Source organism: Kineosporia sp. R_H_3, from assembly GCF_002198675.1.
GTDB lineage: Bacteria > Actinomycetota > Actinomycetes > Actinomycetales > Kineosporiaceae > R-H-3.
This window is the reverse complement of the sequence record NZ_MWLL01000246.1, coordinates 33,827-60,035: the sequence shown is the minus strand read 5'-3', so window position 1 is coordinate 60,035 and position 26,209 is coordinate 33,827. Positions and strand designations below refer to the sequence as shown.

The window sequence follows — 26,209 nt, the reverse complement described above, 5'->3', positions numbered from 1 at the left end:
TGCCGCCATGACCACCGAGCCCGCCATGACCTCCGAGCCCGCCGGGGCGCCGCCCGCCCACATCGCCCTCGACCCGGCCTGGTCGCCTGGCACTGTCGCCGTCCAGGCCGGCCGGCCCGCACGGGCGCCGGGGGCGCCGGTCAACCCGCCGATCCACCTCAGCGCGACGTACCTCCACGACACGCAGGTCGCGTACGGCCGCGACGGCAACGTGGGGTGGTCCGCGTTCGAGACGGCGCTCGGGGCGCTCGACGGCGGGACGGCGGTGGCGTTCTCCTCGGGCCTCGCCGCCGCGACCGCGATCGCGGACCTCGTGCCGACCGGTGGCGTCGTCGTCCTCCCGACGGTCGCGTACTACGGCGTCCGGAACGTCTTCGAGCGGATGGAGGCGCACGGCCGGCTGACGGTCCGGCGGGCGGCCCCCGGCGACACCGACGCCGTGCTCGCGGCGGCGGACGGTGCGGACGTCGTCTGGGTCGAGTCCGTCGCGAACCCGCTCATGGCGGTCGCCGACGTCCCGGCCATCGCGGCCGGCGCCCGGGAGCGCGGCGCCCTGAGCGTCGTCGACGCCACGTTCGCGACCCCGCTGCGGCAGCGGCCGCTCGCGCTCGGCGCCGACATCGTCATGCACTCCGCGACCAAGCTCCTCGGCGGCCACTCCGACCTGCTCCTCGGGGCCGCGGTGTGCGCGAGCCCGGAGCACGCGGCGTTCCTCGCGACCCACCGGCACGACCACGGGGCGATCCCCGGTGCGCTCGAGGCGTTCCTCGCGGTCCGTGGCCTGCGTACGCTCGGCGTCCGGCTCGCGCAGGCGCAGGCGTCCGCGGGTGAGCTCGCCCGCCGGCTCGACGCCCATCCCCTGGTGCGCAAGGTCAACTACCCGGGGCTCCCGGCGGACGTGGGCCACGAGCGGGCCACCCGGGTGCTCACCGGCGGCTACGGCTCGATGCTGTCGTTCGACGTCGACGGGACGGCGGAGCAGACCGAGGACTTCCTCGCCCGGCTGCGCCTCGTCGCCCACGCGACGAGCCTCGGCGGTGTCGAGTCGCTCATCGAGCGGCGGGCCCGGTGGGCCGGCGACGCCGCGATCGTCGGCCCCAGCCTCTGCCGCCTCTCCGTGGGCATCGAGGACGTCGAGGACCTGTGGGCCGATCTCGACGGTGCGCTCCGGGCGGTGCTCGGGGGCTGACGGGCCGCCGCGCGTCGGCGGCGTCCGGGTGGGCATGTCGAGAACGCGACGTCGGCTCCGTCCCACGGACGACCGGCACCCATCACCACGACGGAGGACACCATGCCGAAGTACCTGCTCATCGTCGACTTCCGGCCCGGGGTCGACGACACCCCGATCGAGCGCTGGACCGAGGACGAGGTCGCGGCGCACCTGGACCACTACCGGGCGCTCAACGAGGAGCTCGTCGCGAGCGGCGAGCTCGTCGGTGCGGACGTGCTCTCGCCGCCGGACCTCTCGGTGGTCGTCACGGCCGACGGGATCGGCGCACCGGTCGTCACCGACGGCCCCTTCGCGGAGTTCAAGGAGTGGGTCGCGGGCTACCAGATCGTCGACGTCCCGGACCGTGCGCGGGCCGTGGAGATCGCGGCCCGCGTCTCGGCTGTGCCCGGCCGCGGCGGTCGTCCGCTCCAGCAGCCCGTCCAGGTGCGGCGGATCATGACCGAGGACGCGCCGGACGACGTCGAGGAGATGCGCGCCTACGCCCAGCAGGCGGGTAGCGCGGGGTAGGCGGCAGCCGGGCTACAGGGCGCTGCCGACCCGCAGCCCTTCGAGCACCGCCTCCTCGACGGTGCGCGGGGCGAGGCAGTCACCGACGGCGTGCACCTCGAAGGCGTCGGCGTCCTCGATCTCGCGGAGCAGCCCGTCGACGGCGTCGTGGCCCTGGGCGAGGACGAGGGCCGCGGTGCCGTCGACGACGACCGGCTCGTCGGTGAGGACGTGCTGGAGGTACACCGAGTCGGCGTCGGCGCCGTAGACCCGCACGAGCGGGACGACGTCGACGCCGAGCCGGTGCGCCTGGGCGAGCATGTCATCCCGGACGTACTGCTGGAGCCGCTGCCCGGCGTGGTAGCCCGTGACCCCGAGGGTGACCTTCCAGCCCTTGCCGGCCAACAGGTTCGCCGCGCCGAGGCCGACCCAGTCGCAGCGCCAGTCGGCGACGACGACGCGGCGGCGGCCGTCGGCCGGGCGGGGGACCTCGGTGCCGCGGAACAGGTCCCAGGCGGTGAGGACGACGGGGGCGTCGACGAGGTCGAGGGCCGGCACCCGGGGCCGGGCCCCGGTCGCGACGACGACGACGTCCGGGGCGAGGTCGGCGAGCATCGCGGCGTCCACCGTCGTGCCGAGCATGACCTTCACCCCGGCCCGCTGCGCCTCGCCGGCGAGGTTGCCGACGGCGCCGCCGAACTCGGCCCGCCCCGGCACCTCCTGGGCGAGGAGCACCTGGCCGCCGAGCCGCCGCCCGGCCTCGAAGAGCGTCACCCGGTGGCCGCGCTCGGCCGCGACGGCGGCCGCCTTGAGGCCGCCGGGCCCGCCGCCCACGACGACGACGTCGCGCGGCTCACGGGCCGGCACCCGGAGGCCGTAGGTGCGCTCGCGGCCCGTCTCCGGGTACTGGATGCACGAGATCGGGTAGCCGGCGTGGAAGTGCCCGATGCACGCCTGGTTGCAGCCGATGCACGCCCGGATCTCCTCGAGCCGGCCCGACGCGGCCTTGGCCGGCATCTCGGGGTCGCAGATGAGCGCCCGGGTCATGACGGTCGCGTCGGCGTCCCCGCGGGCGAGCACCTGCTCGGCGTCCTGCGGGGAGTTCAGCCGGCCGGCGACGACGACCGGAACCCCCACGACGGCCTTGACCTGCGCGGCGAGCGGGGCCGTGTAGCCGACCGCGCGGGTCATCGGCGGCACGATGTGGTCCGAGCCGGCGAGCGTCGCCGACGTCCCGGCGACGACCGAGACGTAGTCGAGCAGCCCCGCGGAGTCCAGGCGCCCCAACGCGTCGAGCGCCTCGGTGGCCGTGAGCCCCTCGCCGGACTCCTCCCCGACCGAGATCCGCACCCCGACCGCGAGCCCCGGACCGACCGCCGCCCGGACGCCCTCGAGCACCTCGCGGAGGAACCGCAGCCGGCCCTCGTCGTCCCCGCCGTACTCGTCGGTGCGCAGGTTCGTCCGCGGGTTGAGGAACTGCGCCGGCAAGTACCCGTGCGACGCGACGACCTCGACGCCGTCGTAGCCGGCCTCGCGCATCCGGCGCGCGCTCGCGGCGTAGCAGGCGACCATCTCCCGGACGAGGCCGAGCGGCATCGCCCGCGGCATGACGTGGAACCGCTCGTTCGGGACGGCGGACGGCGCGAGCGCCACGGGGAGCGTGCCGTCGGGCGACTCCATGAGCTCGCGCCCGTCGTGGAACAGCTGCTGGAAGACCTTGGCGCCGTGGGCGTGCACCGTCTCGGCGAGCCGCGCGAACGCCGGGACGCAGGCGTCGTCGTCCGCCATGAGCACGTGGCTCGTGTACTGCGCCGACGCGTGCACCCCCGCGACCTGGACGACGACGAGCCCGACGCCGCCGCGCGCCCGGGCCTCCTGGTAGGCGACGAGCTGGTCGCCGGGGACGCCGTCCTGCGCCATGACCGTGTCGTGCCCCGACGAGACGATCCGGTTGCGCAGCTCGACGGGGCCGATCCGCAGCGGGGAGAACAGGCGGGGGAACCGGGCGTCGGTCGTCATGGTGGCCATCATGGGCAGCGGGCGGGCCGCGCAACAGCCCCCGGCCCGTGGGGCGGGCACACCGGGGTGGTCACGGAGGGTTGGACGGCGTCCGAGCGGGCACTCGGACGGCAGCGACCCCCGCGGCCCGGCGCGCGGGCGCACGACGAAGGGCCCAGCAGCACATGCGCACGACGAAGAGCGAGCCGGTCGACGACGGCGACGAGTCGGGCCTGACGATCTCCACCCCGCAGGAGCACGCGGCCGGGCCCACGGCGGTGGCGGTCTCCATGAAGCGGGCGCTGGGCCACATGGGCCCGGTGCGCACCGCCCGGACGCTGCGGGCCCTCAACCAGGCCGAGGGCTTCGACTGCGTGAGCTGCGCGTGGCCCGACCCGGATCCCGGGCACCGGCACACGGCGGAGTTCTGCGAGAACGGCGTCAAGGCGGTGGCGGAGGAGGCCACGAAGGACCGGGCGACGCCGGAGTTCTTCGCCGCCCACAGCATCGCCGACCTCGACGCGCACTCCGAGATGTGGCTCGGGCAGCAGGGGCGCATCACGCATCCGATGGTGAAACGTCCCGGCGGCACGCACTACGAGCCGATCGGCTGGGACGAGGCGTTCACCATGATCGGGGACGAGCTCCGGTCGCTCGCGAGCCCGGACGAGGCGACGTTCTACACCTCGGGCCGGGCCTCGAACGAGGCCGCATTCGTGTACCAGCTCTTCGTGCGTGCCTACGGCACGAACAACCTGCCCGACTGCTCGAACATGTGCCACGAGTCCACGAGCATCGCCTTGCAGGAGTCGATCGGGATCGGCAAGGCGAGCGTCACGCTGCAGGACGTGCACGACGCCGAGCTCATCGTGCTGGCCGGGCAGAACCCCGGCACCAACCATCCGCGGATGCTCACGGCGCTGGAGACGGCCAAGCGCAACGGCGCGAAGATCATCTCGATCAACCCGCTCCGCGAGGCCGGCCTCGTGCGGTTCAAGAACCCGCAGAACGTCCGTGGTGTCGTCGGGCGCGGCACCGACCTGTCGGACCTGCACCTGCCGATCCGGCTCAACGGCGACCTCGCACTGTTCCAGGCGATCGGCTCGCTGCTCGTGGAGTGGGACGCCGTCGACCACGACTTCGTCGAGCGGTACACCACCGGGTACGAAGAGTGGCGCCGGCACGTCGGGGCCGTGGACCGCGACGTCGTCACCGCGGCCACCGGCCTGAGCTGGGAGCAGATCACCGAGGCCGCCCGCATGCTGCGGGACTCCGGCCGCACGGTCTTCTGCTGGGCGATGGGCCTCACCCAGCACCGCAACGCCGTCGCGACGATCAAGGAGGTCGTCAACCTCGCGTTCGCGCAGGGCAGCATCGGCCGGCCCGGAGCGGGACTGCTGCCGGTGCGCGGGCACTCCAACGTCCAGGGCGACCGCACGATGGGCATCTGGGAGCGCGTCCCCCAGTCGTTCCTCGTCGCGCTGCAGCGGGAGTTCGGCTTCGACCCGCCGCGGGAGGACGGGCTGGACACCGTCGACTCGATCCGCGCCATGCGCGACGGCACGGTGCGGTTCTTCCTCGGTCTCGGCGGCAACTTCGCCCAGGCGACCCCGGACACCGACGTCACCGCCCGTGCCCTGCGCCGGACCCGGATGACGGTGCAGATCTCCACGAAGCTCAACCGGTCGCACCTCGTGTGCGGGCGGACCGCGCTCATCCTGCCCACGCTGGGGCGCACCGAGAAGGACGTGCAGGCCGGTGGGCCGCAGGCGGTCACCGTGGAGGACTCGACCTGCTCGGTGCACGCCTCCCGCGGGCCGCTCGATCCGGCGAGCCCGCACCTGCGCTCCGAGGTGTCGATCCTCACCTCGATCGCCGAGACGACCTTGGGGGACCGGTACGGGATCGACTGGCGGGCGATGCGCGAGGACTACCGGCACATCCGCCGGCACATCGCCCGGGTCGTGCCGGGGTGCGAGAGCTACGAGGTGAACGTCCGCCGCCCCGGCGGCTACCTCATGCCGCACCCGCCCCGGGACTCCCGCACCTTCGACACCCCGTCGGGCCGTGGCGAGTTCGCGGTGTCCCCGCTGGAGGTGCTGCAGGTGCCGCCCGGGCACCTCGTGCTGCAGACGCTGCGCAGCCACGACCAGTTCAACACGACGATCTACGGGCTCAGCGACCGTTACCGGGGGGTCGAGGGCGGGCGCCGGGTGATCTTCCTGCACCGCGAGGACATCACCGCGCTCGGCTTCCGTGACGGGGACCGCGTCGACATCGTCACGCGCTGGGACGGCGACGAGCACGTTCGCAGGGCGCCCGGCTTCCGGATCGTCGAGTACGACACCCCGCGGGGCAGCGCCGCGGCCTACTACCCGGAGACCAACCCGCTGGTCCCGCTGGACTCCACCGCGCTGGGCAGCAACCAGCCGGCGTCCAAGTCGGTCGTCGTGACGCTGGAGCGCGAGTCGTCCGGTCGGGCGGCCGACTCCACGTCGGGCACCCAGGACGACACGGGGGCGGACCAGTGGCACAAGCGTGACCCGGAGCCGGTCTACCCGTCCTGACCCGACCAGCCCCGTTCCGCATCTGCGGACGGCGTAGCCATCATCAGATGATGACGCGGGCATCCGGTAGCCATATCTCCGCGGATGCGGATACGCTCCGGTCATGACCTCGACCTTCAGGATCCGGCAGGCCGCCGAGCTTCTGGGGGTGAGCGACGACACCGTGCGCCGGTGGGCCGACTCGGGCCGGCTGCCGACCACCGTGGACGACTCCAACCGGCGCGTCGTGGCGGGTCCCGCGCTCGCCCGGTTCGCTGAGGAGCTCGCCGCGGCGGCGCAGAACGAGCCACGCCCGGCGGTGGCGCAGTCGGCGCGCAACCACTTCCGCGGGCTGGTGACGAAGGTCGTCAAGGACACCGTGATGGCCCAGGTCGAGCTGCAGGCCGGCCCGTTCCGTGTCGTCAGCCTCATGAGCCGCGAGGCGGCCGACGAGCTCGGCCTCGAGCCGGGAGTGCTCGCCGTCGCGAGCGTGAAGTCGACCAACGTCACCGTCGAGATCCCCGCCGACTGACCGCGCCGCCCCGCCGTCCCCTCTCGCCCCGGCCCGCAAGGAGCAACCGTGCGCCGTCGTCCTGCCCTCGCCCCGTCCCTCGTCGTCGCCGGGGCCCTGCTCCTCGCCGCCTGCGGCGGCTCGTCGTCCGGTGCTGACGCGCCTGCCGGGGCGTCGTCCGGCGGGTTGTCCGGTGAGATCACCGTGCTCGCCGCCGCGTCGCTCACCAGCTCCTTCCAGACCCTGGGCACGCAGTTCCAGGACGCGAACCCCGGTACGACGGTCACGTTCAGCTTCGGGGCGTCGTCCGCGCTCGTCACCCAGATCACGCAGGGCGCGCCGGCCGACGTGTTCGCCTCCGCGTCGCAGAAGAACATGGACGCCGTCGTGGCGGCGAAGGCGGCGACGACCTCGACGCCGTTCGCCAGGAACGTCATGGAGATCGCGGTGCCGCCGGAGAACCCCGGCAACGTCACCCGGCTCTCCGACCTCGCCCGGCCGGGCGTCAAGGTGGCCCTGTGCCAGGCCGCGGTGCCGTGCGGCGCGACGGCGGCGAAGGTCTTCGAGAACGCGAAGCTCACTGTCCGGCCGGTCACCGAGGAGGCTGACGTCAAGGCCACCCTCGCGAAGGTCAGCCTCGGCGAGGTCGATGCCGGGGTCGTGTACGTGACCGACGTCCTCGCCGCCGGCGACGCCGTCAAGGGCGTCGAGATCCCGGCCGACGTCAACGCCTCGACGACGTACCCGATCGCGCCGCTCACGGCGAGCAGGAACGCCGCCGTCGCGCGGGCGTTCGTCGACTACGTGCTGTCGGCCGAGGGGCAGAAGGTGCTCGCCGGAGCGGGCTTCCAGGCTCCGTGACACCGCCACCCGTAGGGTCGTGGTCGTGACGGACGACGGCGACCGCCAGGCCCCGCCCGGCCGGTCGCCGTCGTCCGTGCGGGCCGTCACCGACGCCGGACGGCGCACCCCGTGGCCGCTCGGGGTGCCGGCGGCGGTCGCGGTGGCCTTCCTCCTGCTGCCGCTCGCAGGGATGTTCGTGCTCGCCCCGTGGCGAGACCTGCCGCGGATCCTCGCCGAGAGCCAGGCGGTCGAGGCACTGCGGCTCTCGCTCGTCACGGCCTCGGTGACGACGGTGATCTCGGTCGTCGTCGGCGTCCCGCTCGCGTGGGTGCTCGCCCGCTCCCGGGGGCGCGCGATCCGGCTGCTCCGTGCGCTCGTCACGCTGCCCCTCGTGCTGCCGCCCGTCGTCGGTGGCGTGGCGCTGCTGCTCGCCTACGGCCGCAACGGGATCGCCGGCCGCTGGCTCTACGACTGGACCGGCTACCAGATCCCCTTCACGACGGCCGCCGTCGTCGTCGCGCAGACGTTCGTCGCGATGCCGTTCCTCGTGGTGACGGTGGAGGGCGCGCTGCGGTCCGCCGACGCCGGGCTCGAGGAGGCCGCGGCGACCCTCGGCGCGCGGCCCGTCACGACGTTCCGCCGGGTCACCCTGCCGCTCGTCGCGCCCAGCCTCGCCGCCGGGGCGGTGCTCTGCTGGGCCCGGGCGCTCGGCGAGTTCGGGGCGACGATCACCTTCGCCGGCAACCTGCCCGGCGTCACCCAGGCGATGCCGAGCGCCGTCTACCGCGCCTTCGAGACCGACCCGCCCGCCGCCGTCGCGCTGAGCCTGGTGCTGCTCACGGTGTCGGTCGCCGTGCTCGTGCTGCTGCGTGACCGGTGGCTGCGGCCCGGGGCCGGGCTGTGACGGCACGGGCGGACGGCGAGCCCGCTACCGGCGGGGCGCTGCGGGCCGACGTCGGGGTCGTCCGGGGCGGCTTCGACCTCGAGGTGCGGGCGGACGTACGGGCCGGTGAGATCCTCGCCGTCCTCGGCCCGAACGGCGCGGGCAAGTCGACGCTGCTGCGGGCGCTCGCCGGGCTGCTCCCGGTCTCCCGGGGCCGGGTCACGGTCGGCGACCAGACGTGGGACGACGCCGACCGCGGCACGTTCGTGCCGGCGGTGGACCGCCGCGTCGGCCTCGTCTTCCAGGACTACCGGCTGTTCCCGCACCTCACGGTGCTCGACAACGTCGCGTTCTCCCGGCACGTGCGGGGCGGACGGCGCCCCGACGCCCGCGCGCACGCCCGGGAGGTGCTGGAGCGGCTGGGGATCGAGGAGCTCTCGGCCCGCGGACCGGGGCAGCTCTCCGGCGGCCAGGCGCAGCGCGTGGCGCTGGCCCGGGCGCTGGCGTCCGACCCGCGGCTGCTCCTGCTCGACGAGCCGCTCGCGGCCCTCGACGCCCGGACCCGGCTGGAGATCCGCACCGAGCTGCGCGGGTACCTCGCGACGTTCGGCGGACCGACCCTCGTCGTCACGCACGACCCGCTCGAGGCGATGGTGCTCGCCGACCGGATCCTCGTGCTCGAGGGCGGCCGCGCCGTCCAGGAGGGCGTGCCCGCCGCCGTCGCCCGTCGCCCCGCGACCGAGTACGTCGCCCGGCTCGTCGGGCTCAACCTCTACCGCGGCGCCATGACCGACCGCTCGACGGGCCGCGTCGACCTCGACGACGGCGGCCGGCTGTTCGCCGCGGGCCACGACCCGGACGACGGCGGCGGCCACGTCGTCCCGTTGCCCGCCACCCGGATGCTCGTCGCCGTCGCCCCCACGGCGATCTCGCTCTACACGCACTCCCCGGACGCCGGCTCGGCCCGCAACGTGTGGACCGGCACCGTCGCGGGCCTCGAGCTGCTCACCGACCGGGTCCGGGTCGCCGTCGACGGCACGCCCGACGCGATCGTCGACATCACCCCGGCCGCGCTCGCAGACCTCGAGCTGCGGACGGGGCAGCAGGTCTGGCTCACCGCCAAGGCGACCGAGGTGACGGCCTACCCGGCGCCGGGCTGAGCGCACGGGCGCGAGGTGCGCGCTCAGCGCTGCAGGTGCTCCGGGACCCGGAGCTCCTCGCGCGCGTAGAGGTCGGCGACGAACGCGGGGTCGTCGGCACCGCAGACGGCGGCGACGGCGTCGACGAGCGTGTCGTGGTCGGGACCGGTGCGCCCGGCGTAGGCGTCCGCCATCCGGCCCCACTCGTCCCAGGGCAGCACCTCGACCTTGTTGAGCGCCGCGAGGTCCCGGATCGCATTGCCCTTGATCTCGGCCGGTCCCCAGGCGTCGGAGGTGCCCGCGACGCCGAACCGAGACGCGTCGACCGCGCCGCGCCGGAACGCGACCCAGGCCTCGCCGCCGGTGAGGAACTCCCCGGCCACCGCCGCCCCGTCGCTCGTGCTCACGTCCGGTACCGGATTCGCGCCGCCGGAGGGCTCGGAGCGGTACCCGGCGCGAGCATCGGCGGAGGGCGGGAGCTCGGGGTCGACCCGGTGCCAGCGGCCGGCCGGTGCCGTCCGGTACTCCACGACCCAGTGGTCGACGGCCCGGTCCGGCTCGAAGTACGTCGCGAACCCGCACCGGGCCCGGGCCGGGACGCCGTGGTGCCGCAGCAGCGCCACGGTGATCACCGCGACGTGCCGGCAGGTGCCGACGATGCGGCGTGCCGGAGGCCGGACGACGGACAGCGGCGCCGGGTCGAGCGCCAGCACGGCCCGCACGAGGTCCGCGGCCGGCCGGACGTGGTTCGTCGCGGACCGGCCCCGCGGCAGTCCGAGGGCCTGAGCGTCCGGTGGCGCCACGACGAGCCCGCGGGCGATCCCGCACAGCGCGAGCGGGTCCGCGGACGGCGGCAGGACGGCGTCCGGCACCCCGCTCAGGTCGGTGAGGGGGCCCGGGAGGGCGTAGTCGATGACAGCGGGCATGGCGGCCTCGGGGCGTCGGGAGGTCGTCCGACGGGGCCCGCGGCGGACCCGGCGAAGCGAGCGGGGGATGTTCAGCAGGTGCGGGGAAGCGGTGGGCGGCGCACGGCTCCGCACAGTCGTGCGCCGTTCCCACCGGATCCGACCGTACGACAGAACCCCGCGGTTGTCGAACGTGTGTTCGACCGATGGGACAGGGCGGGTCAGCCCGCCGGCGGTGCCTGCACCTGGTCGCGCCAGGGGTGCTGCGGCACGAAGCCCAGCTCGGCGCGGGCCCGGGCGCTCGTCATGAGCGCCGCGAAGCCCTCGACGGGGGTCTTGTGCGGCGTCCCCGGGAAGACCTGCTCGACGAGGTCGGCGCTCGGGGTCGTCATGACCGTGTCCTCATTCGCGATGACGTACGCCCGGGCGCCGGTGACGTCGGACTCCAGCGCGAGCCGGCACGCGAGCGCCGCGTCGCGGACGTCGATGTAGCACCAGAGGTTGAACACGCGCGTCGCCGGGTCGCTCCAGTAGGTCGGGAACGCCGCGTACTCCTCGGGGAGGATGACGTTGGAGAACCGCAGCGCGAGGAAGGGGATCCCGCTCCAGGCCGCGACGTGCTCGGCCGTCGTCTCGGCGACGACCTTGGACAGCGAGTAGGTCGTCGCGGGGTGCGGGTAGTGGTCCTCGTCGAGCGGCACGTAGCGCGGCGCCCGGCCGCCGTCGCCGAAGTTCAGGCCGAGGGTCGTCTCGCTCGAGGCCCAGACGACCTTCGCCAGGCGCAGCTGGGCGGCGGCGAGGAACACGTTGGTGTTCATGAGGTTGTTGCGGTTCAACGTGCGTGCGGGCGGGATGAGGCCCGGCGCCGGGATGTTCGCGACGTGGACGACGGCGTCGCAGCCGCCGAGCGCGTCGACGGTGTCGCCGAAGTCCTCGAGGTCGGCCCGCAGGTAGGTGAAGTCCTCGCGGGACCAGACCGCGGGCAGCGTCGGCGGGTGCGGGACGGTGTCGACCGCGACCACCCGGTACCCGTGCTCCAGCAGCTCGTGGACGGCGTACCGCCCGACCTTCCCGGCGGCTCCGGTGACGCAGACGGTCGTGCTCACGGTGGCGCTCCCTCGACGACGTCGCCCGCGGCGGGGTGCAGCGGGGCGTCGTCCGCGATGCTGCCACGGGGGTCCGGGCCCGGCCGGGGCAGGTCACCTGGCGGGCCCGGAACATCCGTTTAGCGTCGATCGCACGCGCCCGTCCGCGGTCGCGCCGAGCACCAGCGCCGAGCGGAAGGAAGACCCATGCCCCGCCTCACCGTCCCCGACGCCGTCGGGAGCGCCCCTGTCGAGCTGCACTACGAGGACGTCGGCACCGGCCGCCCGGTCGTGCTCGTCCACGGCTGGCCGCTGTCCGGCAGGTCGTGGGAGGCCCAGGTCGGGCCGCTCGTCGACGCCGGCTTCCGAGTGGTGACCTACGACCGGCGCGGGTTCGGGGAGTCCTCCCGGCCGTGGACCGGGTACGACTACGACACCTTCGCCGCCGACCTCGACGCGCTCCTCGAGGGTCTCGACCTGCGCGACGTCACGCTCGTCGGCTTCTCCATGGGCGGCGGCGAGGTCGCCCGCTACCTGGGCACCTTCGGCTCGGCGCGGGTGCGCAGCGCCGTCCTCGCGGGCGCCGTGACGCCGTACCTCGCGAAGACCGACGACAACCCCGACGGCGGCCTCGACGAGGCGACGATCGGGCAGTTCCTCGACGGTGTCGCCACCGACCGGCTCGCCTTCCTCGACGGCTTCGTCAAGGACTTCTACGCCGCCGGCGGCACGCAGACCGTGAGCGACGCCGTCGTCCGGTTCGCCTGGCAGGTCGCCTCGACGGCGTCGCCGAAGGGCACCGCCGACTGCATCACCGCGTTCGCCCGCACGGACTTCCGCGCCGACCTCGCGCGCGTCGACGTCCCGGTGCTCGTCCTCCACGGCGACCAGGACGCGATCGTGCCGTTCGAGGTCAGCGGGCGGCGGGTCGCCGAGCACGTCAAGGACGTCGAGACCGTCGTCGTGAGCGGCGGGCCGCACGGGTTCAACGCCTCGCACCCGCGGGAGTTCAACGCGGCCCTGCTCGCCTTCCTGGCGCGGTGAGCCCCGTGCCGTGCCCGCCGCCGTCCCACCGGCCGTCGCGTCGCCCGCAGGCCGACCCTCTGCACGCGCCACTGCGCCGTCCCAAGCCGTTCCCAGCGAATTCGAAGGTCACGGGAGTGTCACAAACCCCTGCGGCGACTTACGCTCGCTGAATGGCGCGGGCAGTGCTCCCACTGGTCGCCGCCGACGACCCGGCCGACGCCGCACCCGCCGAAGGGGCCGCGACGGGCCGCGTCCGGCGGCGGCTGCGCCCCGCCCTCCTGCTCGTCGTGCTCGTCGTGGTCGCCGCGCTCACGTGGTGGCTGCTGCGTGACCCCGGCCCCGCACCGCTGTCCACGGCGGACGTCGCCAGGACCGTCGCCGAGGGGCTCGCGGCGGCGCAGGCCGAGCAGCGCGCCGCCCCGCCGGACGCCGCCGTCGTCTACGGCACGATCCTGCCCTCGCTCGTCACCGTGACCACCGGCAGCGGCTCGGGCGAGCCGGCCGGGCAGGGCGACGGGTCGCTCGGCACCGGCACGGTCGTCAACGCCGACGGCTCCGTCCTCACCGCGCTGCACGTCGTCTCGGGCGGCGGCACGATCACGGTCAGGTTCGCGGACGGCACCCGGGCGACCGCGACCGTCGCGGAGAGGGACCCCACCAAGGACATCGCCGTCCTGGCCGTCGACCGGCTGCCCGAGGTCGTCGTCCCCGCGGTGCTCGGCGGCGGCGTCCAGGTCGGGGACGCCGTCTACCCGGTCGGCAACCCGTTCGGCCTCGAGCGCACCCTCACCGCGGGCGTCGTGTCGGCCACCGGCCGGACGGTGCGCAGCCAGGCGGGGACGCTCGAGGACCTCATCCAGTTCGACGCGGCGGTCAACCCGGGCAGCAGCGGCGGCCCGCTCGTCAACCGGGACGGCCAGGTGGTCGGTGTCGTCACCGCCCTGGCCAACCCCGGCAAGCAGTCCTTCTTCGTCGGGATCGGTTTCGCCGTCCCCATCGCGAACGCCGGCGGCGCCGCCGGCGGCCCGGCGATCTGAGCCGACGTCGTGGACCAGCCCCAGGAACGGAGCCCGATGACCGCCACCCCGCAGCAGCCGGCCCCCCAGCCGGCGGGCACCCACCCGCTCGAGCAGGCGCTCTACCAGGTCAAGAAGACGATCGTCGGCCAGGACCAGCTCCTCGAGCGGATGTTCGTCTGCCTGCTCGCGCGCGGCCACCTGCTCGTCGAGGGCGTCCCGGGGCTCGCGAAGACCATGGCGATCAAGACCCTCGCCGAGGCGATGGGCGGGGTCTTCCAACGGATCCAGTTCACCCCCGACCTCGTGCCCGCGGACGTCGTGGGCACCCGGGTCTACAACCAGAAGGACGCCGAGTTCCAGACCTGGCTCGGCCCGGTGTTCGCCAACCTGTTGCTCGCGGACGAGATCAACCGGGCGCCGGCCAAGGTGCAGAGCGCGCTGCTCGAGGTCATGCAGGAGCGGCAGGTGACGATCGGCCGCGAGACCCACACTGCGCCGGACCCCTTCCTCGTCATGGCGACCCAGAACCCCATCGAGTCCGAGGGCACCTACCCGCTGCCCGAGGCGCAGGTCGACCGCTTCATGCTCAAGGTGCTCGTCGGCTACCCGACCCCGGCCGAGGAGTTCGTCGTCGTCGAGCGGATGACGAGCGCGCGCGAGCGCACCGCGCGGGTGCTCGACCTCGACCAGCTGCGGGACTACCAGCGTGCCGCGGACGCCGTGTACGTCGACCCCGGCGTCATCGAGTACGCCGTCCGGCTCGCCACCGCGACCCGGGAGCCGGCGTCCGTCGGCCTGCCGGACCTCGCCCGCTACGTCTCGTTCGGCGCGAGCCCGCGGGCCCCGATCAACCTCGTCCTCGCCGCGAAGGCGCTGGCGTTCCTGCGCGGGCGCGACTACGCGCTGCCCGCCGACGCCCGGGACCTCGCCCGCGACGTGCTGCGGCACCGGCTCGTCCTGTCGTACGAGGCGCTAGCGGACGGCGTCTCGCCGGACGACCTGCTCACCCCGGTCCTCGACGCCGTGCCGCTGCCCGAGATCCCGATGCGGGACCGGGCCCGCGCCGGCGGGGGAGACCGGTCGTGGCCGGCCCAGGGGCGCTGACCCCGGCGGCGCTCACCCCCGAGCGCCTGCTGCGGCGGCTGGAGTGGCGCGTCGTCCGCCGGCTCGACGGCCGGCTCCAGGGCGACTACCGCACGCTCTTCCGCGGGGCGGGGGTCGACGTCACCGACCTGCGCGAGTACGAGCCCGGCGACGACCTGCGGCACATCGACTGGAACGTCACGGCCCGGATGGACGAGCCGTACGTCCGCGAGTACGTCGAGGACCGGGACGTCACCGCGTGGCTGCTGCTCGACCGGTCGCCGTCCATGGGGTTCGGGCCGGTCGACCGCCGCAAGCACCTCGTCGTCGCCGAGGTCGCCGCGACCGTCGCCAGGATCCTGGCCCGGGGCGGCAACCGGGTCGGTGCGGTGCTCTTCGACGCCGAGGTGGAGCGGGTCGTCCCGCCCGGGCACGGCCGCACCCAGGTGCTGCGGATCCTCGAGCACCTGCTGCGCGAGCCGCAGCCGCCGGACGGCGCCCGGCGGCCGACCGACCTCGCCGTCCCGTTGCGCGCGGCCCTGGGCCTGGTCCGCCGCCGCTCCCTCGTCGTCCTCGTCTCGGACTTCATCGGCGAGCCGGGCTGGGAGCGCCCGCTCGGGATGCTCGCGCGCCGGCACGACGTCGTCGCGGTCCAGGTCGTCGACCCGCGGGAGTTCGAGCTGCCCTCCGCCGGGACGATGTGGGTCGAGGACGCCGAGACCGGTGAGCAGATCCTCGTCGACACCGACGACCCGGGCTTCCGGGAGCGGCTGCGTGCGGCTGCCGAGGAACGGCAGGCGACGCTGTCCGCCGGCGTGCGCACCGCCGGCACGGACCTGCACGTCGTCGGAACGGACGAGGACCTCGTCCGCGCGCTGGCCCGGATCGCCGAGCTGCGCCGGCGCAGGGCCGTGCGATGACGGCCGCGCGGACGGGGGCCGGCCGATGACCTTCGCCTGGCCGTGGATGCTCGTGGGGCTGCTCGCCGTGCCGCTGCTCGTCGCCGGCTACCGGCGGCTCCTGCGCAGTCGCGACGAGCGCCGCGAACGCCTTGCCGCGCAAGGCATCGTCGCCCCAGTCGTGCGCGGCCGCCGGCGCCGGCACGTCGCACCCGCGCTGCTGCTCGTGGCTCTCACGCTGCTCCTCGTCGCGCTCGCCCGGCCGCAGGCGACGGTCGCGTCGCCGCGCCGCGAGGGCACCGTCGTCCTCGCGTTCGACACCTCGAGCAGCATGGCCGCCACCGACGTCTCCCCGACCCGGATGGAGGCCGCGAAGACCGCGGCCCGCACGTTCGTCCGCCGGCAGCCGGCGCAGGTGCGGATCGGCGTCGTCGCCTTCGGCGAGGGCGGCCTCGTCGTCCAGCAGCCGACGACCGACCGGGCGCAGGTGCTCGCCGCCGTCGACCGGCTCTCGCCGCAGGGCGGGACGTCGATCGGCCGCGGGATCCAGACCTCGCTGTCGGCGATCGCCGGCCGGGTCGTCGAGGTCGACGAGAGCGCCGGCGGCGGGGTCGAGGCGTCCGGCGGGGACATCGGCTACTACGGGTCGGCCGCGGTCGTCATGCTCTCGGACGGCGAGAACACGTCGGGTCCGGACCCGCTCGAGGTCGCGGCGATCGCCTCGACGGCCGGGGTGAAGGTCTACCCGGTCGGCCTCGGCAGCGCGGCAGGCACGGTGCTGCAGGTCGACGGCTTCCAGCTCGCGACGAAGCTCGACGAGCCGCTCCTGCGCGAGGTGGCCCGCACGACCGACGGCACCTACTACGCGGCGGCGGACGGTGCCGCCCTCGAGCAGGTCTACCGGACCATCGACCTCGCCTGGACGGTCCGCACGGAGAAGATCGAGATCACCGCGCTGCTCGCCGGGATCGCCGCGCTGCTGCTCCTCGTCGGCGCCGGGCTGTCCTTCGTCTGGTTCGGACGGGTGGTGTGACGATGGGCTTCGCCTGGCCGTTCGTGCTCCCCGCGCTCCTCGTCGTGCCGCTGCTCGTCGCCGGGTACGTGTGGGCGGTGCGCCGGCGCAAGCGCGTCGCCGTCGTGCACCCGCACGTCGCGCTCGTCCGGGCCGCGGCACCGCGGCGCGCCGGCTGGAAGCGGCACGCGCCCTTCGGGCTGCTCCTCGCCGCGCTCGCGTGCCTGCTCGCGGCCGGCGCCCGGCCGCAGGTCTCGGCGCAGGTGCCGGTCTCGGCGTCGTCGGTGATCCTCGCGCTCGACGTCTCCGGCTCGATGTGCGCGACCGACGTCGACCCGAACCGGCTCACCGCGGCGCAGGCCGCCGTCCGCGAGTTCGTCGACAACCAGGACGACCGCACCCGGATCGGGCTCGTCGTCTTCTCCGGCTCCGCGCAGCTCGCCGTCCCGCCGACGACCGAGCGCGACCAGCTCGTCGCGACGATCGACGGCCTGACGACGGGGCGCGGGACGACGATCGGCGCCGCGATCCTCAAGTCCGTCGACGCGATCGCGGCGATCGACCCGGACGTCGCGCCGTCCGACGTCGAGCTGCCCGCGGCCGGGACCGGCGGCACCGGCGGCCCGGGCGGCCGGTACGCCCCGGAGATCGTCGTCCTGCTCACCGACGGTGCGAACACCCGCGGGGTGCCGCCGGAGGAGGCCGCGCAGGTGGCGGCGGCCCGCGGCGTGCGGGTCTACCCGATCGGCTTCGGGACGACGGACCCGACGAGCCTGGTCTGCTCGGCCGCGCAGCTCGGCGGCAGCGGCTTCGACAACTTCGGCCCGGGCCTCGGGGGTGGCGGCGGCGCCGCGAACGACCCGCGCCGGCGCGGGTTCCTCGTGGTCGACGAGCCGACCCTGCGCGAGGTCGCCGAGACGACCGGCGGCCGGTACTTCGCCGCGACGGGCGCCGAGCAGCTCCAGGACGTGCTCGCCGACCTGCCGCGGCAGGTCGAGGTCGTGGAGCGCGACATCGAGGTGACCGTGGTGCTCGCCGGGCTGGCCGGCCTCTTCGTGCTCCTCGGCGTCGGGGCGGCCGCGCGCTGGACGACGTTCCCGGGCTGACCCGCCGATCAGCCGCCGAGCCGGTCGACCGTGAGCGCGGCGAGGAAGCCGAGCGACGTCGCGAGCCCGGTGTAGGCGTGCGCCCGCTCGAACGCCTCAGGGATCATCGTGTCGGCGACCATCGCGAGGATGGCGCCGGCGGCGACGGCGGTGATGACGGCGACGGTCGTGCCGGAGGCGTCCTGGAGCAGCAGAGCGCCGAGCATCGCCGCCAGCCCGGAGGCCAGCGCGATCCCGCCCCAGACGCCGAAGACGTAGCCCGCGCTCCGGCCGGCGCGCTTCATCCCGGCTGCGCTCGACAGGCCTTCGGGCAGGTTGGAGATCGCGATGGCGACGAGCACGGCGACGCCGACCCCGCCGCCGCCGAACAGGGACATCCCGAGGACGACGGACTCCGGGACGCCGTCGAGCAGCGCCCCCACCGCGATCGCCGCGCCGGTCCCGCTGTCGTCCGGCGAGGGCTGCTCGTCACCCGCGCGCTTGCGGTGCCGGGCGCCGCGGCGGGCCAGCGCGATGTTCGCCGCGACGTAGGCGACGGACCCGGCGAGGAAGCCGCCGGCCGTCGCGGCGAGGCCGCCGCCCTCGACGGCGTCGGAGACCAGCTCGAAGGCGAGCGCCGAGACGAGGACGCCGGCGCCGAACGCCATGACGGTCGCGACGACGTCCCGCGGCACCCGGGCGAACCACGCGACCGCGGCCCCGACGAGCAGCGTCGCGCCGGCGGCCAGCCCCCAGAAGCCGGCCTCGAGCCAGAGCGGGACGTCCACGGCCGCAACTATGCCGGGCGGCCGCCCCGCTGCACCGCGAGGGCACCCGCCACCCGCTCGACGAGGTCGTACGGCACCGGTCGGGCGAGCGGGAACTTCAGCGTGCCCCGGGGGCCGGCGTACGGCGTGAGCGCCTCGGCGAGGGCGGGGTCGCCCGCGGCGTCCGGCACCGGGTAGATGCTCACGTGCTTCTTCCACCCCGCGAAGTGCAGGAAGACCTTGTCGCCCAACGTCATCCCCGCGATGTCGTAGCTGATCCGCTCACCGGCGTCGGGGACGACGACGAGCACCCGGCGGCGGATCTCCTCGAGGACGGCGCGGACCTCGTCCGGGAAGGACGCGAGGTACTCCTCGACACTGGCGTGCTTCGTGGCCACGCGGGCTCCTGCCTCTCGGGGGTCGCTGCCGTCAGGATGCCGGGCCGGCGCACGGGATCGTCTCGGGCACGGTCGTCATCCTCTCGCGTCGGCTGCTGGTAGGACCGTCCGGCCGCCCGGAAGTCACCGGCCGGCGCCTGTGCCGGCCGCGGCCACCCCGCACGTGACGCACCCACGGTTGCACGGTGCTGAACCGGTGGCCCGTGCAGCGATGGGTGCACGGAGGGCGGCGTCGCGGAGCGGGCGGGCACCCGGTCAGGCGTCCCCGGCCTCGCGCCGGGCCTTCGCACGGCGCTTGCCCTCGTGCATCGCCGCGACCCGGGCGACCGGGATCGTCCGGCCCTCCTCGACGAGGCCCGGGTCGAGGGTCTGCGGGGCGGGGAGCAGGTCGCGCCAGGGGTCGGCGTCCGGGCCGGCCGCGGCGAGCAGACCGGGCACCGTGCGGACGGTCGCGTCGCGCGGGTCGGCGTCGAGCAGGTCGGCCCAGGGCAGCGGGAACGACACCGTCGTGCCGGGCCGCACGCGCGGGCTCCACGTCGCGACGACGGTCGCGCCGCCGGACCGGGTCGCGTCGAGGAAGACCTTCCCGCCGCGGTCGGCCTTGATGTACGCGGTCGTCGCGAGCGCCGGGTCGAGGCGTTCGGCGCGGGCGGCGACGGCCCGGGTCGCGGCCATGACGTCCTCGCCGTGCGCCGTGCCGTCGAGCGGGACGACGACGTGCACGCCCTTGGCGCCGCTCGTCTTCACGGCCGACGCCATCCCCGCCGCGTCGAGCACCTCGCGCACGAGCAACGCGGCACGGGCCGCCGTCCGGAACGCGTGCAGGACGGCACCGGAGCCGGCGGACGACGCGGCGCCGTCCGCGCCGTCCGGCTCCGGCGGGTCGAGGTCGAGCACGAGCGACGTCGGGGCGTCCCAGGCGTCGCCGCGGAACAGCTGCGGGTGGTACTCGACGGCGCGCTGGTTCGCCAGCCACATCAGCGTCCTGCGGTCGTCGCAGACCGGGTAGCGGACCTGCCGCTGCGACGACTGCGCCCAGGCCGGCACCGTCGGCAGCCAGTCGGGCGCGTACTTCGGGACGTTCTTCTGCATGAACGGGTCCTGGCCGCGCAGCACCCGCACGACGGACAGCGCCCGCCCGGCGAGCACCGGCAGGATCCGGTCGCTCATGGCGTCGAGGTAGTCGACGAGGTCGCGCTTGGTCGCGTCCGCGCCGTCGAAGAGCGGGGTGTCGAGGTTGCTCAGCGACACGCCCTCGCGGGTCTCGGCAGATGGCACACGCCGAGCCTGGCCCATCGCGGGCCGGGCGTCACGCGGACGTCGTCCCGTCGGGGTGCCGCAGCAGCGCCACGAGGGGGACCACACCGACGACGGCCATCACGGCGAACAGGTACGCACCCGCCATGGTCGCGACGTCCGACGCCGGGTCGGCGCTCGAGCCCATCCACTGGTCGACGCCCACCCCGACGGCCTCGGCGACGTAGTACACGACGAGCGCCGAGCCGAGCACGTAGCCCCAGGGCCGTCGCTGCCAGAGCCAGACGGCGACGACGAGCGCCAGCGGCAGCCAGAAGGCGAGGTCCTGGACGTGCGTCGGGAACGTCGTCAGCCCGGTGCCCCGCAGGAACGCGGCGTCCGCGGGGTCGCCGAGCGCCGGGACGACCATCCGCAGCCACACGAGGGCGTTCGCCGTGGCGACGAACCCGATCCACGCGCCGACGGCGCGGTACGGCGCGCGGTCCCGGGGCGGGGCGAGCGTCGTCGGGTCGAGCCCGGCGAGCAGCGCCACGAGCGAGCCGATCCCGAGCGCGAGCATCGCCTCGTAGAGCAGGAAGAGCGCGTTGAACGGCGTCCCGAGGACGAGCATCACGGCGTTGTAGACGACGTACGCCGCCGTCCCCACCCAGGCGAGGAAGGCCCGCCGCGCCCAGGTCGGCCCGGCCCGGCGGACGGCGGCCATGAGGCCGAGCAGCGCGGGGACGCCGAGCACCAGGAGCACGAGCGCCGTGCCCCGCGCCGAGCCGCGCATGACCGCCGGCCCGAGGAGGACGCCGTCCACGAAGAACGTCGGGACGCACGCCGCCGTCGTCGCGACGGCGAGGGCGCCGGACAGGACGAAGGCCGCCGGCCGGACGACGGGTCGCGTCGTGACCGTGCGGGCAGCCGGTGCGCCAGGGGGCGGCGGTGCGGCGGGTGACGTCGCGACGCGTGTCGCGTCCGGGCCGGGGTGCAGCAGGTGGCGGGTCATGAGGGCCTCCGAGGGATGCCTCCAGCCTGCTGCGCCCGGGCTGCGACGTCCCCGGGCTTAGGGCCCGCCCGGTCACTCCCCGCTGTAGCGCGACCAGACCTCGTCGGCGGCCTCCGGGTCGCCGGACTCGTCGAGGACCCGGGCCACCGTGCCGCCGACCGCCCGGGCGTGCCCGCTGCGGCCCTGGGCGAGCGCCTGGTCGGCGACCGCGCGACCGAGCGCCTCGGCGGCGTCCGTCCGACCGCCCTGGTGCAGCGCCTGCACGTGCAGGCACGTCACCCGCACCGCGTTGTCGTCGTCGCCGACGTCGCCGTAGGCCTGCGCGACCCCGGCGAGGGCCGCGAGCGCGGCGTCCGCCCGGTCGGCGCGCAGGAGCACCGCGGTCTCCAGGTGGCCGATCGCGGCGAGGTGCCAGGTGCGGGCGGCCTCCTCCTCGGCGGGCACGTCGGCGGCGGTGACGTCGGCGCGCAGCCCGGCGAGCAGCGCGAGCGCGGCGTCGGGGCCGTCCGCGTCGTCGACGGCGTCCGCGTGGCGGCGCCGCAGGTCGGCCGCGAACCAGCGGTCGTCCGCGCCGGCGGCCACCTCGACGGCCTCGGCGAGCAGCCGGACCCGTTCCGGGACGTCCTCCGTGCAGCCCGCCGCGAGGTCGAGCGCCTCGGCCCGGGCGAGCGACTGCGGGTGCAGGGCATGCAGGGCGGCGCTCGTCGTCGCGAGCCGGGCGGCCGCGGCGCCCTCGTCGAGGGTGCGCAGGGCGAGGGCGCCGACGAAGGCGGCCCGGCCGGCGTCGAACGCCTCCTGCGGGTCGTCACCCGTCGGCGGCCGCTCGCCGACGAGCCGCTCGACGGTGTCCGCGAGGTCCGCGGCGTCGAGCGTCCGACCGGCCCGGCCGAGGGCGACGACGAGGTCGGCGTGCACGCCCCAGGCGGTGGCCGTGGGCGGCAGGGCGGCGAGTGCGCGCTCGAGCCGCTCCGCGGCCTCACCGGGGCGGTCGAGGTCGAGCAGGAGCCCGCCGGCCCGGGCCGCGCAGGACGCCGCGAGCGCGGTGTTGCCGCTCGTGCGGGCGTCCGTGGCGGCCGCGTCGAGCGCGTCGGCGGCCTCCTCGACGCGGTCGAGGGCCGCGAGCCGGAACGCCGTGGCGTCGAGGACGACGGCGCGCTCGTAGGCGCGGGTGCCGGCGGGTAGGACGGCGAGCGCCCGTTCGAGCAGGGTGAGCGCGTCCTCGTGCCCGGCCCGCTGCGTCGTCACGAGCAGAGCGAGCGCGTACCGGCCGCGCTGCGCCCCGTCGAGGCCCGCGGGGTCGAGGACGGCGAAGGCCTCGGCGGCGGCGGCCGCGGCGCGCAGCCCGCCGTCGTGGGCGGAGCGGGCCACCGCGGGGTCGGCGACCGTCTGGCCGAGGCGGACGGCGAGCAGCGCCAGCTCCGCGGTCGCCTGGGCCGCGGCGGCGGCGTCCCCCGCCGCCGCGACGGCGTCGGCGAGCCGGGTGGCCTCGGTGAGGTCGGCCTCCACGGATCCGGGCCCGGCGTCGGCGCGGGCGATCGCCTCGATCCCGTGCGCCTGCAGGGCGACGAGAAGCCCTTCCGCCTCCTGGCCGGCGCTGCGCAGCGCCGCCCCCACCGTGACGAGCCGGGCGCGCAGCGCGGGGTCGGGCCGTCCGCCGTCGGGGACGGCGGTCAGCTCGTGCCGGACGGCGGCCACGTCGAGCCGTGCGACGTCCACGGCGCGCGCGACGAGCAGGTCGGAGGCCTCGGCGACGACCCGGGGCCGCAGCGCGGACCAGCCGGCGACGAGGCGGTCCCAGCCGTCGGCGGCACCGGTGGCGGACACCTCGTCACGCAGCCGCAGCAGGTCGTCGAGCCCTTGCGCGGGCGGCAGCGCGCCGGCGGCCGCGGCGCCGGAGCCGTCTTCTGCGCTGGTGGCCGGGGCCGCCGCACCGCGGTCCAGCCGCGGCCGGCGGGTGCGGGGCCAGGCCGGCACGTCCGGGAGGTCGGCGGCCGTGAGGCGGGCGGTGACCCGTTGCGAGACGGCCGTCGTCCCGTTGCGGTCGTCGAAGGCGCCGGCGAGGCCGAGCGCGGTCTCCCGCAGGTCCGTGCGCACCTCGGCCGCGGGGCGCGGCGTCGAGAACCTGCTGCCGGGCCGGGCGGCGGCGACCGGCTCGTCGGCGTGGCCGGCCGTCACGAGCCCGTCGAGCAGCCGGGCCCCGGCCGCGGCGAGCATCATCCGCGACCACGGGACCGTCGAGGTCTCCACCTGGTGCAGGACGTCCTCGAGCAGGTCGAGGCCGCGGCCGTAGCGGCCGACGAGGGCGCACGCGTGGACCTGGGCGGCGAGGTCGGCCTGCGGGCCGTTGCGGCGGTGCAGCCGCGTCGCGCGGGCGTGCTCCTGCGCGGCCCGCACGACGTCGCCGCAGGCCAGGAGCGAGCCGAGGACGGCGTCGATCATCCGCTGCGGCTGTTCCGCGCAGCCGCCGTCGGCGAGCACCGGGCCCGCGGCCGCGACGGCGTCCTCGTGCCGCCCCAGGGCCGCGAGCCGCTCGACCCGGGTCGAGGGCTCGCAGGCCCGGCAGTCCGACAGGCCGGTCCGGGGCAGGGTGACCCAGGCCTCGAAGGCCTCGGCCGTGCGCGGGTCCGCCTCGCCGTAGCGGTGCGACGCCTGGACGTACCGCGAACCCTCGTACGGGGCCAGGCCCTCGCCGGCGCGCTCGTAGCGGTCCCGCATGTCGGCGAGCGTCGCCTCCGCCTGCGCGAACGGCACCTGCGGGTAGTTGAGCACCTCGCCGGTGACCCACTTGAAGTACCAGAGGAGCGAGTGCCGGTCGACGGCCTCGAACGCCTCGGGGTCCTCGTCCCAGCGGGCCAGGTTCCACGCGAAGGCCGCGAAGATCTTCTGCGGCTCCGCGGCCGGACCGTAGAAGTACGAGGGGATGAGGACGTGCCGGGCGCCGACGCCGAGGGCGACGTCGCCGGCCGCGTCGGCCTCGGCGACGAGCCGCTCGGCGAGCAGCGTCCGCTCCCGGCCGTACGGCATCTCGTCGCAGGCCTCGATGCGGTCCGCGAGATCGGTCGTCGTCACAGCTGGTCGCCCTCCTCGGCGGTGCCCGTCGCGAGCTCGAGGAGCCCGACGAAGGAGCGGTTCATGACGGCCTGGTCCGCCGGGCGCAGGGGGCGCTGGCCGAGCAGGAGGGCCTGGCACCACAGGGCCTCGGCCGTGAGCGCGAGCACCCGCGCGGGCATCGGCGTCGTGAGCCGGCGGACCACGGGGTGCGCGTGGTTGAGCAGCAGCCTGATCTCGCTGCGGCCGCCGTCGTCGAGGGCGGCGAGCAGCCCGGCCCACGCGTCGTCCGCGTCGTCCGCGGCGGCCCGGGCGCTGCGCCGGTGCGCGCTCTCGCGGTCGTCGAGGACGAGCGCGGGCAGGCTCGCCGGGGTGAACGAGCGGACCTCGACGTCGACGTCGAGGCGGCCGAGCGTCTCCCGGGCGACCTCGAGGAACCTCGCGTAGCCGGCGAGGACGTCGTCGTCGAGCAGGTCGACGTGGGCGTCGAGGTCCCCGGGCACGACCTGCACGGCCCGCACGTCCGGGTCGAGCAGGGGCAGCCGCTCCATGAGCTCAGCCTGGAACGAGTACCCGGCGTTGACGACCCCGAGGCCCTGCGCGCTCGCGACGGGCAGCACCTGGCGGAACTCGTCGGTCGTCGCGGTCCAGCGGACGACGTCGAAGCGCCGCAGGGCGTCGCCGAGCGTCGTCGTGCCCACGGACGTCTCGACGGTCATGAGAGGTGCGTAGGCCCGGTAGAGGTCGTCGTCGTGGACGGCCAGCGCCCGCATCCCCGGTTCGTGGAGGGCGAGCACCTCGCCGAACCGCTGCGGCGCGACGTCGGCGGTGCGCAGCAGCCAGCGGCGCAGGTGCTCGCCGAGCGCCTCCCGGACCTCGGCGAGCAGGTCGTCGTCGTACAGCGACTCCCGGGACGCCGTGAGCCGCAGGCCGTCCGTGTCGACGAGGGCGCGCGCGAAGAACGCCCATCCGGGCAGCAGCCCTTCGACGCCCGTGCCGACGAGCATCCCCTTGGCGTACACGTGGTGCGCCTGCCGGGACGACGGCGCTGTCGGCCGCCCGAGGACCGCCACGACGCCGCGCAGGCCGGCGGTCCGTACGGTCACGGGCAGCACGGCGAGCACGGGCACCCCGAGCAGGTCGGCGGCCTCGTCGCGCATCTGCGCCGCGGAGCGGGCGTCGCCGTCCCAGGGCCGGACGTCCCGGGTGACCCGCTCGGTGCGCCCGCCGGCGCGGGCGACCGACACCTCGACCGGGAGCATCTGGGCGAAGCGTCGGGCCAGCCGCTCGACCTCGCCCGCGGACGTGGTGTCCCGGGCGTCCCGGCGCGGCAGCAGCCGCACCCAGGTCCCGGCGCCGGTCGGCAGGTCCGGGGCGCCGGCGGCCGCGACGAGGTCGGCGAGGGCCGCCCGCTCCCGGGCCGCTGCGGCCGCGTCGAGCACGGTCACCGTGTAGCCGCCGTCGCTGCGGCCGACCCAGCGGGTCGTCGGGCCGCCGCCGGCGGGCGTCGTCACGAGCTCGATCCCGTCCGCGACGAGGAAGCACGAGAGCAGGCCGATGCCGAACTGGCCGAGCAGGTCCGCACGCGCCAGGCCGAGCTCGTCCCGCTTGGACGACGACCCGATCGTCGCGAGGAACCGCTCGACGTCGTCCGGGGACAGGCCGCAGCCGGTGTCGACGCAGTGCAGCCGGCCGTCGGCGGCGACGTCCGAGGGGACGAGGAGGACCTGCCCGGGCGCGGACGGCTCGGCGCCGCGGCGGGCGGTCACGGCGTCGACCGCGTTCTGGACGAGCTCGCGGAGGTACACCTGCGGGCTCGAGTAGAGGTGGTGGCTCAGGAGGTCGACGACGCCGCGCAGGTCGACGCGGAACGCGCGGTCGACCGGTTCACCGGCTGGCGCGCCCCCGCCCAGCCCCTGGGTCATCTCGGCCACGACCAGATCATGACGGCTCCGCGGCGCCGCGGAGCGCGATACCCCGCGGAGCCCCCGCGCGGC

Annotated in this window: 22 protein-coding genes; 13 read left to right on the top strand and 9 right to left on the bottom strand. The window is 75.7% G+C overall.

Annotated elements, in window-relative coordinates; all coding sequences use genetic code 11:
• The first annotated feature begins 7 nt into the window (after positions 1–7).
• A complete protein-coding gene (locus tag ECOMGDLI_RS30870; protein ID WP_233153696.1) occupies positions 8–1,189 on the top strand; it encodes a PLP-dependent aspartate aminotransferase family protein in 1,182 nt (393 codons plus the stop codon).
• Positions 1,190–1,291: 102 nt separating this feature from the next.
• Positions 1,292–1,738 (top strand): YciI family protein, encoded by a 447-nt coding sequence (locus tag ECOMGDLI_RS30865; protein ID WP_088320651.1) that lies wholly within the window; start codon positions 1,292–1,294, stop codon positions 1,736–1,738.
• A gap of 12 nt (positions 1,739–1,750) precedes the next feature.
• On the opposite strand, the gene ECOMGDLI_RS30860 is transcribed toward ECOMGDLI_RS30865, so the two are convergent.
• The gene (locus ECOMGDLI_RS30860) at positions 1,751–3,736 is read right to left on the bottom strand and encodes an FAD-dependent oxidoreductase (protein WP_088320650.1); all 1,986 of its coding nucleotides are present in this window, start codon (positions 3,734–3,736) and stop codon (positions 1,751–1,753) included.
• A gap of 164 nt (positions 3,737–3,900) precedes the next feature.
• Between ECOMGDLI_RS30860 and ECOMGDLI_RS30855 the strand changes: the two genes are divergently transcribed.
• The 5 genes from ECOMGDLI_RS30855 (at position 3,901) to ECOMGDLI_RS30835 (ending at position 9,658) form a co-directional block, all read left to right on the top strand.
• A complete protein-coding gene (locus ECOMGDLI_RS30855) occupies positions 3,901–6,282 on the top strand; it encodes an FdhF/YdeP family oxidoreductase (protein ID WP_088320649.1) in 2,382 nt (793 codons plus the stop codon).
• A gap of 103 nt (positions 6,283–6,385) precedes the next feature.
• The gene (locus ECOMGDLI_RS30850; protein WP_088320648.1) at positions 6,386–6,793 is read left to right on the top strand and encodes a molybdopterin-binding protein; all 408 of its coding nucleotides are present in this window, start codon (positions 6,386–6,388) and stop codon (positions 6,791–6,793) included.
• 48 nt (positions 6,794–6,841) lie between these two features.
• The gene (gene modA, locus ECOMGDLI_RS30845; protein ID WP_088320647.1) at positions 6,842–7,633 is read left to right on the top strand and encodes a molybdate ABC transporter substrate-binding protein; all 792 of its coding nucleotides are present in this window, start codon (positions 6,842–6,844) and stop codon (positions 7,631–7,633) included.
• 19 nt (positions 7,634–7,652) lie between these two features.
• Complete coding sequence (locus ECOMGDLI_RS30840) at positions 7,653–8,519, top strand: ABC transporter permease (RefSeq protein ID WP_369812812.1); 867 nt, start codon at positions 7,653–7,655, stop codon at positions 8,517–8,519.
• Entirely contained in the window at positions 8,516–9,658 is a 1,143-nt protein-coding gene (locus ECOMGDLI_RS30835) for an ABC transporter ATP-binding protein (protein ID WP_088320687.1), read from the top strand. The genes ECOMGDLI_RS30840 and ECOMGDLI_RS30835 overlap by 4 nt, the downstream gene beginning before the upstream one ends.
• A gap of 23 nt (positions 9,659–9,681) precedes the next feature.
• On the opposite strand, the gene ECOMGDLI_RS30830 is transcribed toward ECOMGDLI_RS30835, so the two are convergent.
• Together ECOMGDLI_RS30830 and ECOMGDLI_RS30825 are read right to left on the bottom strand one after the other, a co-directional pair.
• A complete protein-coding gene (locus ECOMGDLI_RS30830) occupies positions 9,682–10,563 on the bottom strand; it encodes a transglutaminase domain-containing protein (protein WP_088320646.1) in 882 nt (293 codons plus the stop codon).
• A gap of 200 nt (positions 10,564–10,763) precedes the next feature.
• Positions 10,764–11,648, bottom strand: a complete 885-nt coding sequence (locus ECOMGDLI_RS30825) for an NAD(P)-dependent oxidoreductase (protein ID WP_088320645.1) — start codon at positions 11,646–11,648, stop codon at positions 10,764–10,766.
• 186 nt (positions 11,649–11,834) lie between these two features.
• On the opposite strand from ECOMGDLI_RS30825, the gene ECOMGDLI_RS30820 reads away from it, so the two are divergent.
• The 6 genes from ECOMGDLI_RS30820 to ECOMGDLI_RS30795 all read left to right on the top strand — a co-directional run bounded on the left by ECOMGDLI_RS30820 (position 11,835) and on the right by ECOMGDLI_RS30795 (position 17,772).
• Positions 11,835–12,671, top strand: coding sequence for an alpha/beta fold hydrolase (locus tag ECOMGDLI_RS30820; RefSeq protein WP_088320644.1), 837 nt, complete (start codon positions 11,835–11,837; stop codon positions 12,669–12,671).
• Positions 12,672–12,823: 152 nt separating this feature from the next.
• Positions 12,824–13,690 carry a S1C family serine protease gene (locus tag ECOMGDLI_RS30815; protein ID WP_198955332.1) on the top strand — a complete coding sequence of 289 codons (867 nt, stop codon included), beginning with the start codon at positions 12,824–12,826 and terminating at the stop codon, positions 13,688–13,690.
• A 36-nt stretch (positions 13,691–13,726) separates the two neighbouring features.
• Positions 13,727–14,776 carry a MoxR family ATPase gene (locus ECOMGDLI_RS30810; RefSeq protein ID WP_088320643.1) on the top strand — a complete coding sequence of 350 codons (1,050 nt, stop codon included), beginning with the start codon at positions 13,727–13,729 and terminating at the stop codon, positions 14,774–14,776.
• Positions 14,755–15,675 carry a DUF58 domain-containing protein gene (locus ECOMGDLI_RS30805; protein WP_198955331.1) on the top strand — a complete coding sequence of 307 codons (921 nt, stop codon included), beginning with the start codon at positions 14,755–14,757 and terminating at the stop codon, positions 15,673–15,675. Before ECOMGDLI_RS30810 ends, ECOMGDLI_RS30805 begins: the two co-directional genes overlap by 22 nt.
• A gap of 25 nt (positions 15,676–15,700) precedes the next feature.
• Positions 15,701–16,687, top strand: a complete 987-nt coding sequence (locus ECOMGDLI_RS30800) for a VWA domain-containing protein (protein ID WP_088320642.1) — start codon at positions 15,701–15,703, stop codon at positions 16,685–16,687.
• A gap of 2 nt (positions 16,688–16,689) precedes the next feature.
• Positions 16,690–17,772, top strand: a complete 1,083-nt coding sequence (locus ECOMGDLI_RS30795; protein ID WP_088320641.1) for a VWA domain-containing protein — start codon at positions 16,690–16,692, stop codon at positions 17,770–17,772.
• A gap of 8 nt (positions 17,773–17,780) precedes the next feature.
• Here the strand turns inward: ECOMGDLI_RS30795 and ECOMGDLI_RS30790 are convergent, their stop codons facing one another.
• From ECOMGDLI_RS30790 to ECOMGDLI_RS30765, 6 genes are all read right to left on the bottom strand, one after another.
• Positions 17,781–18,539 (bottom strand): ZIP family metal transporter, encoded by a 759-nt coding sequence (locus ECOMGDLI_RS30790; RefSeq protein ID WP_088320640.1) that lies wholly within the window; start codon positions 18,537–18,539, stop codon positions 17,781–17,783.
• Between the two features lie 8 nt (positions 18,540–18,547).
• Positions 18,548–18,916, bottom strand: a complete 369-nt coding sequence (locus ECOMGDLI_RS30785; protein ID WP_088320639.1) for an iron chaperone — start codon at positions 18,914–18,916, stop codon at positions 18,548–18,550.
• 255 nt (positions 18,917–19,171) lie between these two features.
• A complete protein-coding gene (locus ECOMGDLI_RS30780) occupies positions 19,172–20,194 on the bottom strand; it encodes a DNA polymerase domain-containing protein (RefSeq protein WP_198955330.1) in 1,023 nt (340 codons plus the stop codon).
• A gap of 31 nt (positions 20,195–20,225) precedes the next feature.
• Positions 20,226–21,164, bottom strand: coding sequence for a hypothetical protein (locus ECOMGDLI_RS30775; protein WP_088320637.1), 939 nt, complete (start codon positions 21,162–21,164; stop codon positions 20,226–20,228).
• Between the two features lie 72 nt (positions 21,165–21,236).
• Positions 21,237–24,233, bottom strand: coding sequence for a hypothetical protein (locus ECOMGDLI_RS30770; RefSeq protein ID WP_088320636.1), 2,997 nt, complete (start codon positions 24,231–24,233; stop codon positions 21,237–21,239).
• Complete coding sequence (locus ECOMGDLI_RS30765) at positions 24,230–26,137, bottom strand: HSP90 family protein (RefSeq protein WP_233153697.1); 1,908 nt, start codon at positions 26,135–26,137, stop codon at positions 24,230–24,232. The genes ECOMGDLI_RS30770 and ECOMGDLI_RS30765 overlap by 4 nt, the downstream gene beginning before the upstream one ends.
• Positions 26,138–26,209 lie beyond the last annotated feature (72 nt).

Coding starts and splice junctions, on each gene's coding strand:
- ECOMGDLI_RS30865 (WP_088320651.1), top strand. CDS start 1,292: ATGCCGAAGTACCTGCTCATCGTCGACTTCCGGCCCGGGGTCGACGAC.
- ECOMGDLI_RS30820 (WP_088320644.1), top strand. CDS start 11,835: ATGCCCCGCCTCACCGTCCCCGACGCCGTCGGGAGCGCCCCTGTCGAG.
- ECOMGDLI_RS30855 (WP_088320649.1), top strand. CDS start 3,901: ATGCGCACGACGAAGAGCGAGCCGGTCGACGACGGCGACGAGTCGGGC.
- ECOMGDLI_RS30860 (WP_088320650.1), bottom strand. CDS start 3,736: ATGACGACCGACGCCCGGTTCCCCCGCCTGTTCTCCCCGCTGCGGATC.
- ECOMGDLI_RS30800 (WP_088320642.1), top strand. CDS start 15,701: ATGACCTTCGCCTGGCCGTGGATGCTCGTGGGGCTGCTCGCCGTGCCG.
- ECOMGDLI_RS30765 (WP_233153697.1), bottom strand. CDS start 26,137: ATGACCCAGGGGCTGGGCGGGGGCGCGCCAGCCGGTGAACCGGTCGAC.
- ECOMGDLI_RS30850 (WP_088320648.1), top strand. CDS start 6,386: ATGACCTCGACCTTCAGGATCCGGCAGGCCGCCGAGCTTCTGGGGGTG.
- ECOMGDLI_RS30870 (WP_233153696.1), top strand. CDS start 8: ATGACCACCGAGCCCGCCATGACCTCCGAGCCCGCCGGGGCGCCGCCC.
- ECOMGDLI_RS30810 (WP_088320643.1), top strand. CDS start 13,727: ATGACCGCCACCCCGCAGCAGCCGGCCCCCCAGCCGGCGGGCACCCAC.
- ECOMGDLI_RS30830 (WP_088320646.1), bottom strand. CDS start 10,563: ATGCCCGCTGTCATCGACTACGCCCTCCCGGGCCCCCTCACCGACCTG.
- ECOMGDLI_RS30775 (WP_088320637.1), bottom strand. CDS start 21,164: ATGACCCGCCACCTGCTGCACCCCGGCCCGGACGCGACACGCGTCGCG.
- ECOMGDLI_RS30815 (WP_198955332.1), top strand. CDS start 12,824: ATGGCGCGGGCAGTGCTCCCACTGGTCGCCGCCGACGACCCGGCCGAC.
- ECOMGDLI_RS30795 (WP_088320641.1), top strand. CDS start 16,690: ATGGGCTTCGCCTGGCCGTTCGTGCTCCCCGCGCTCCTCGTCGTGCCG.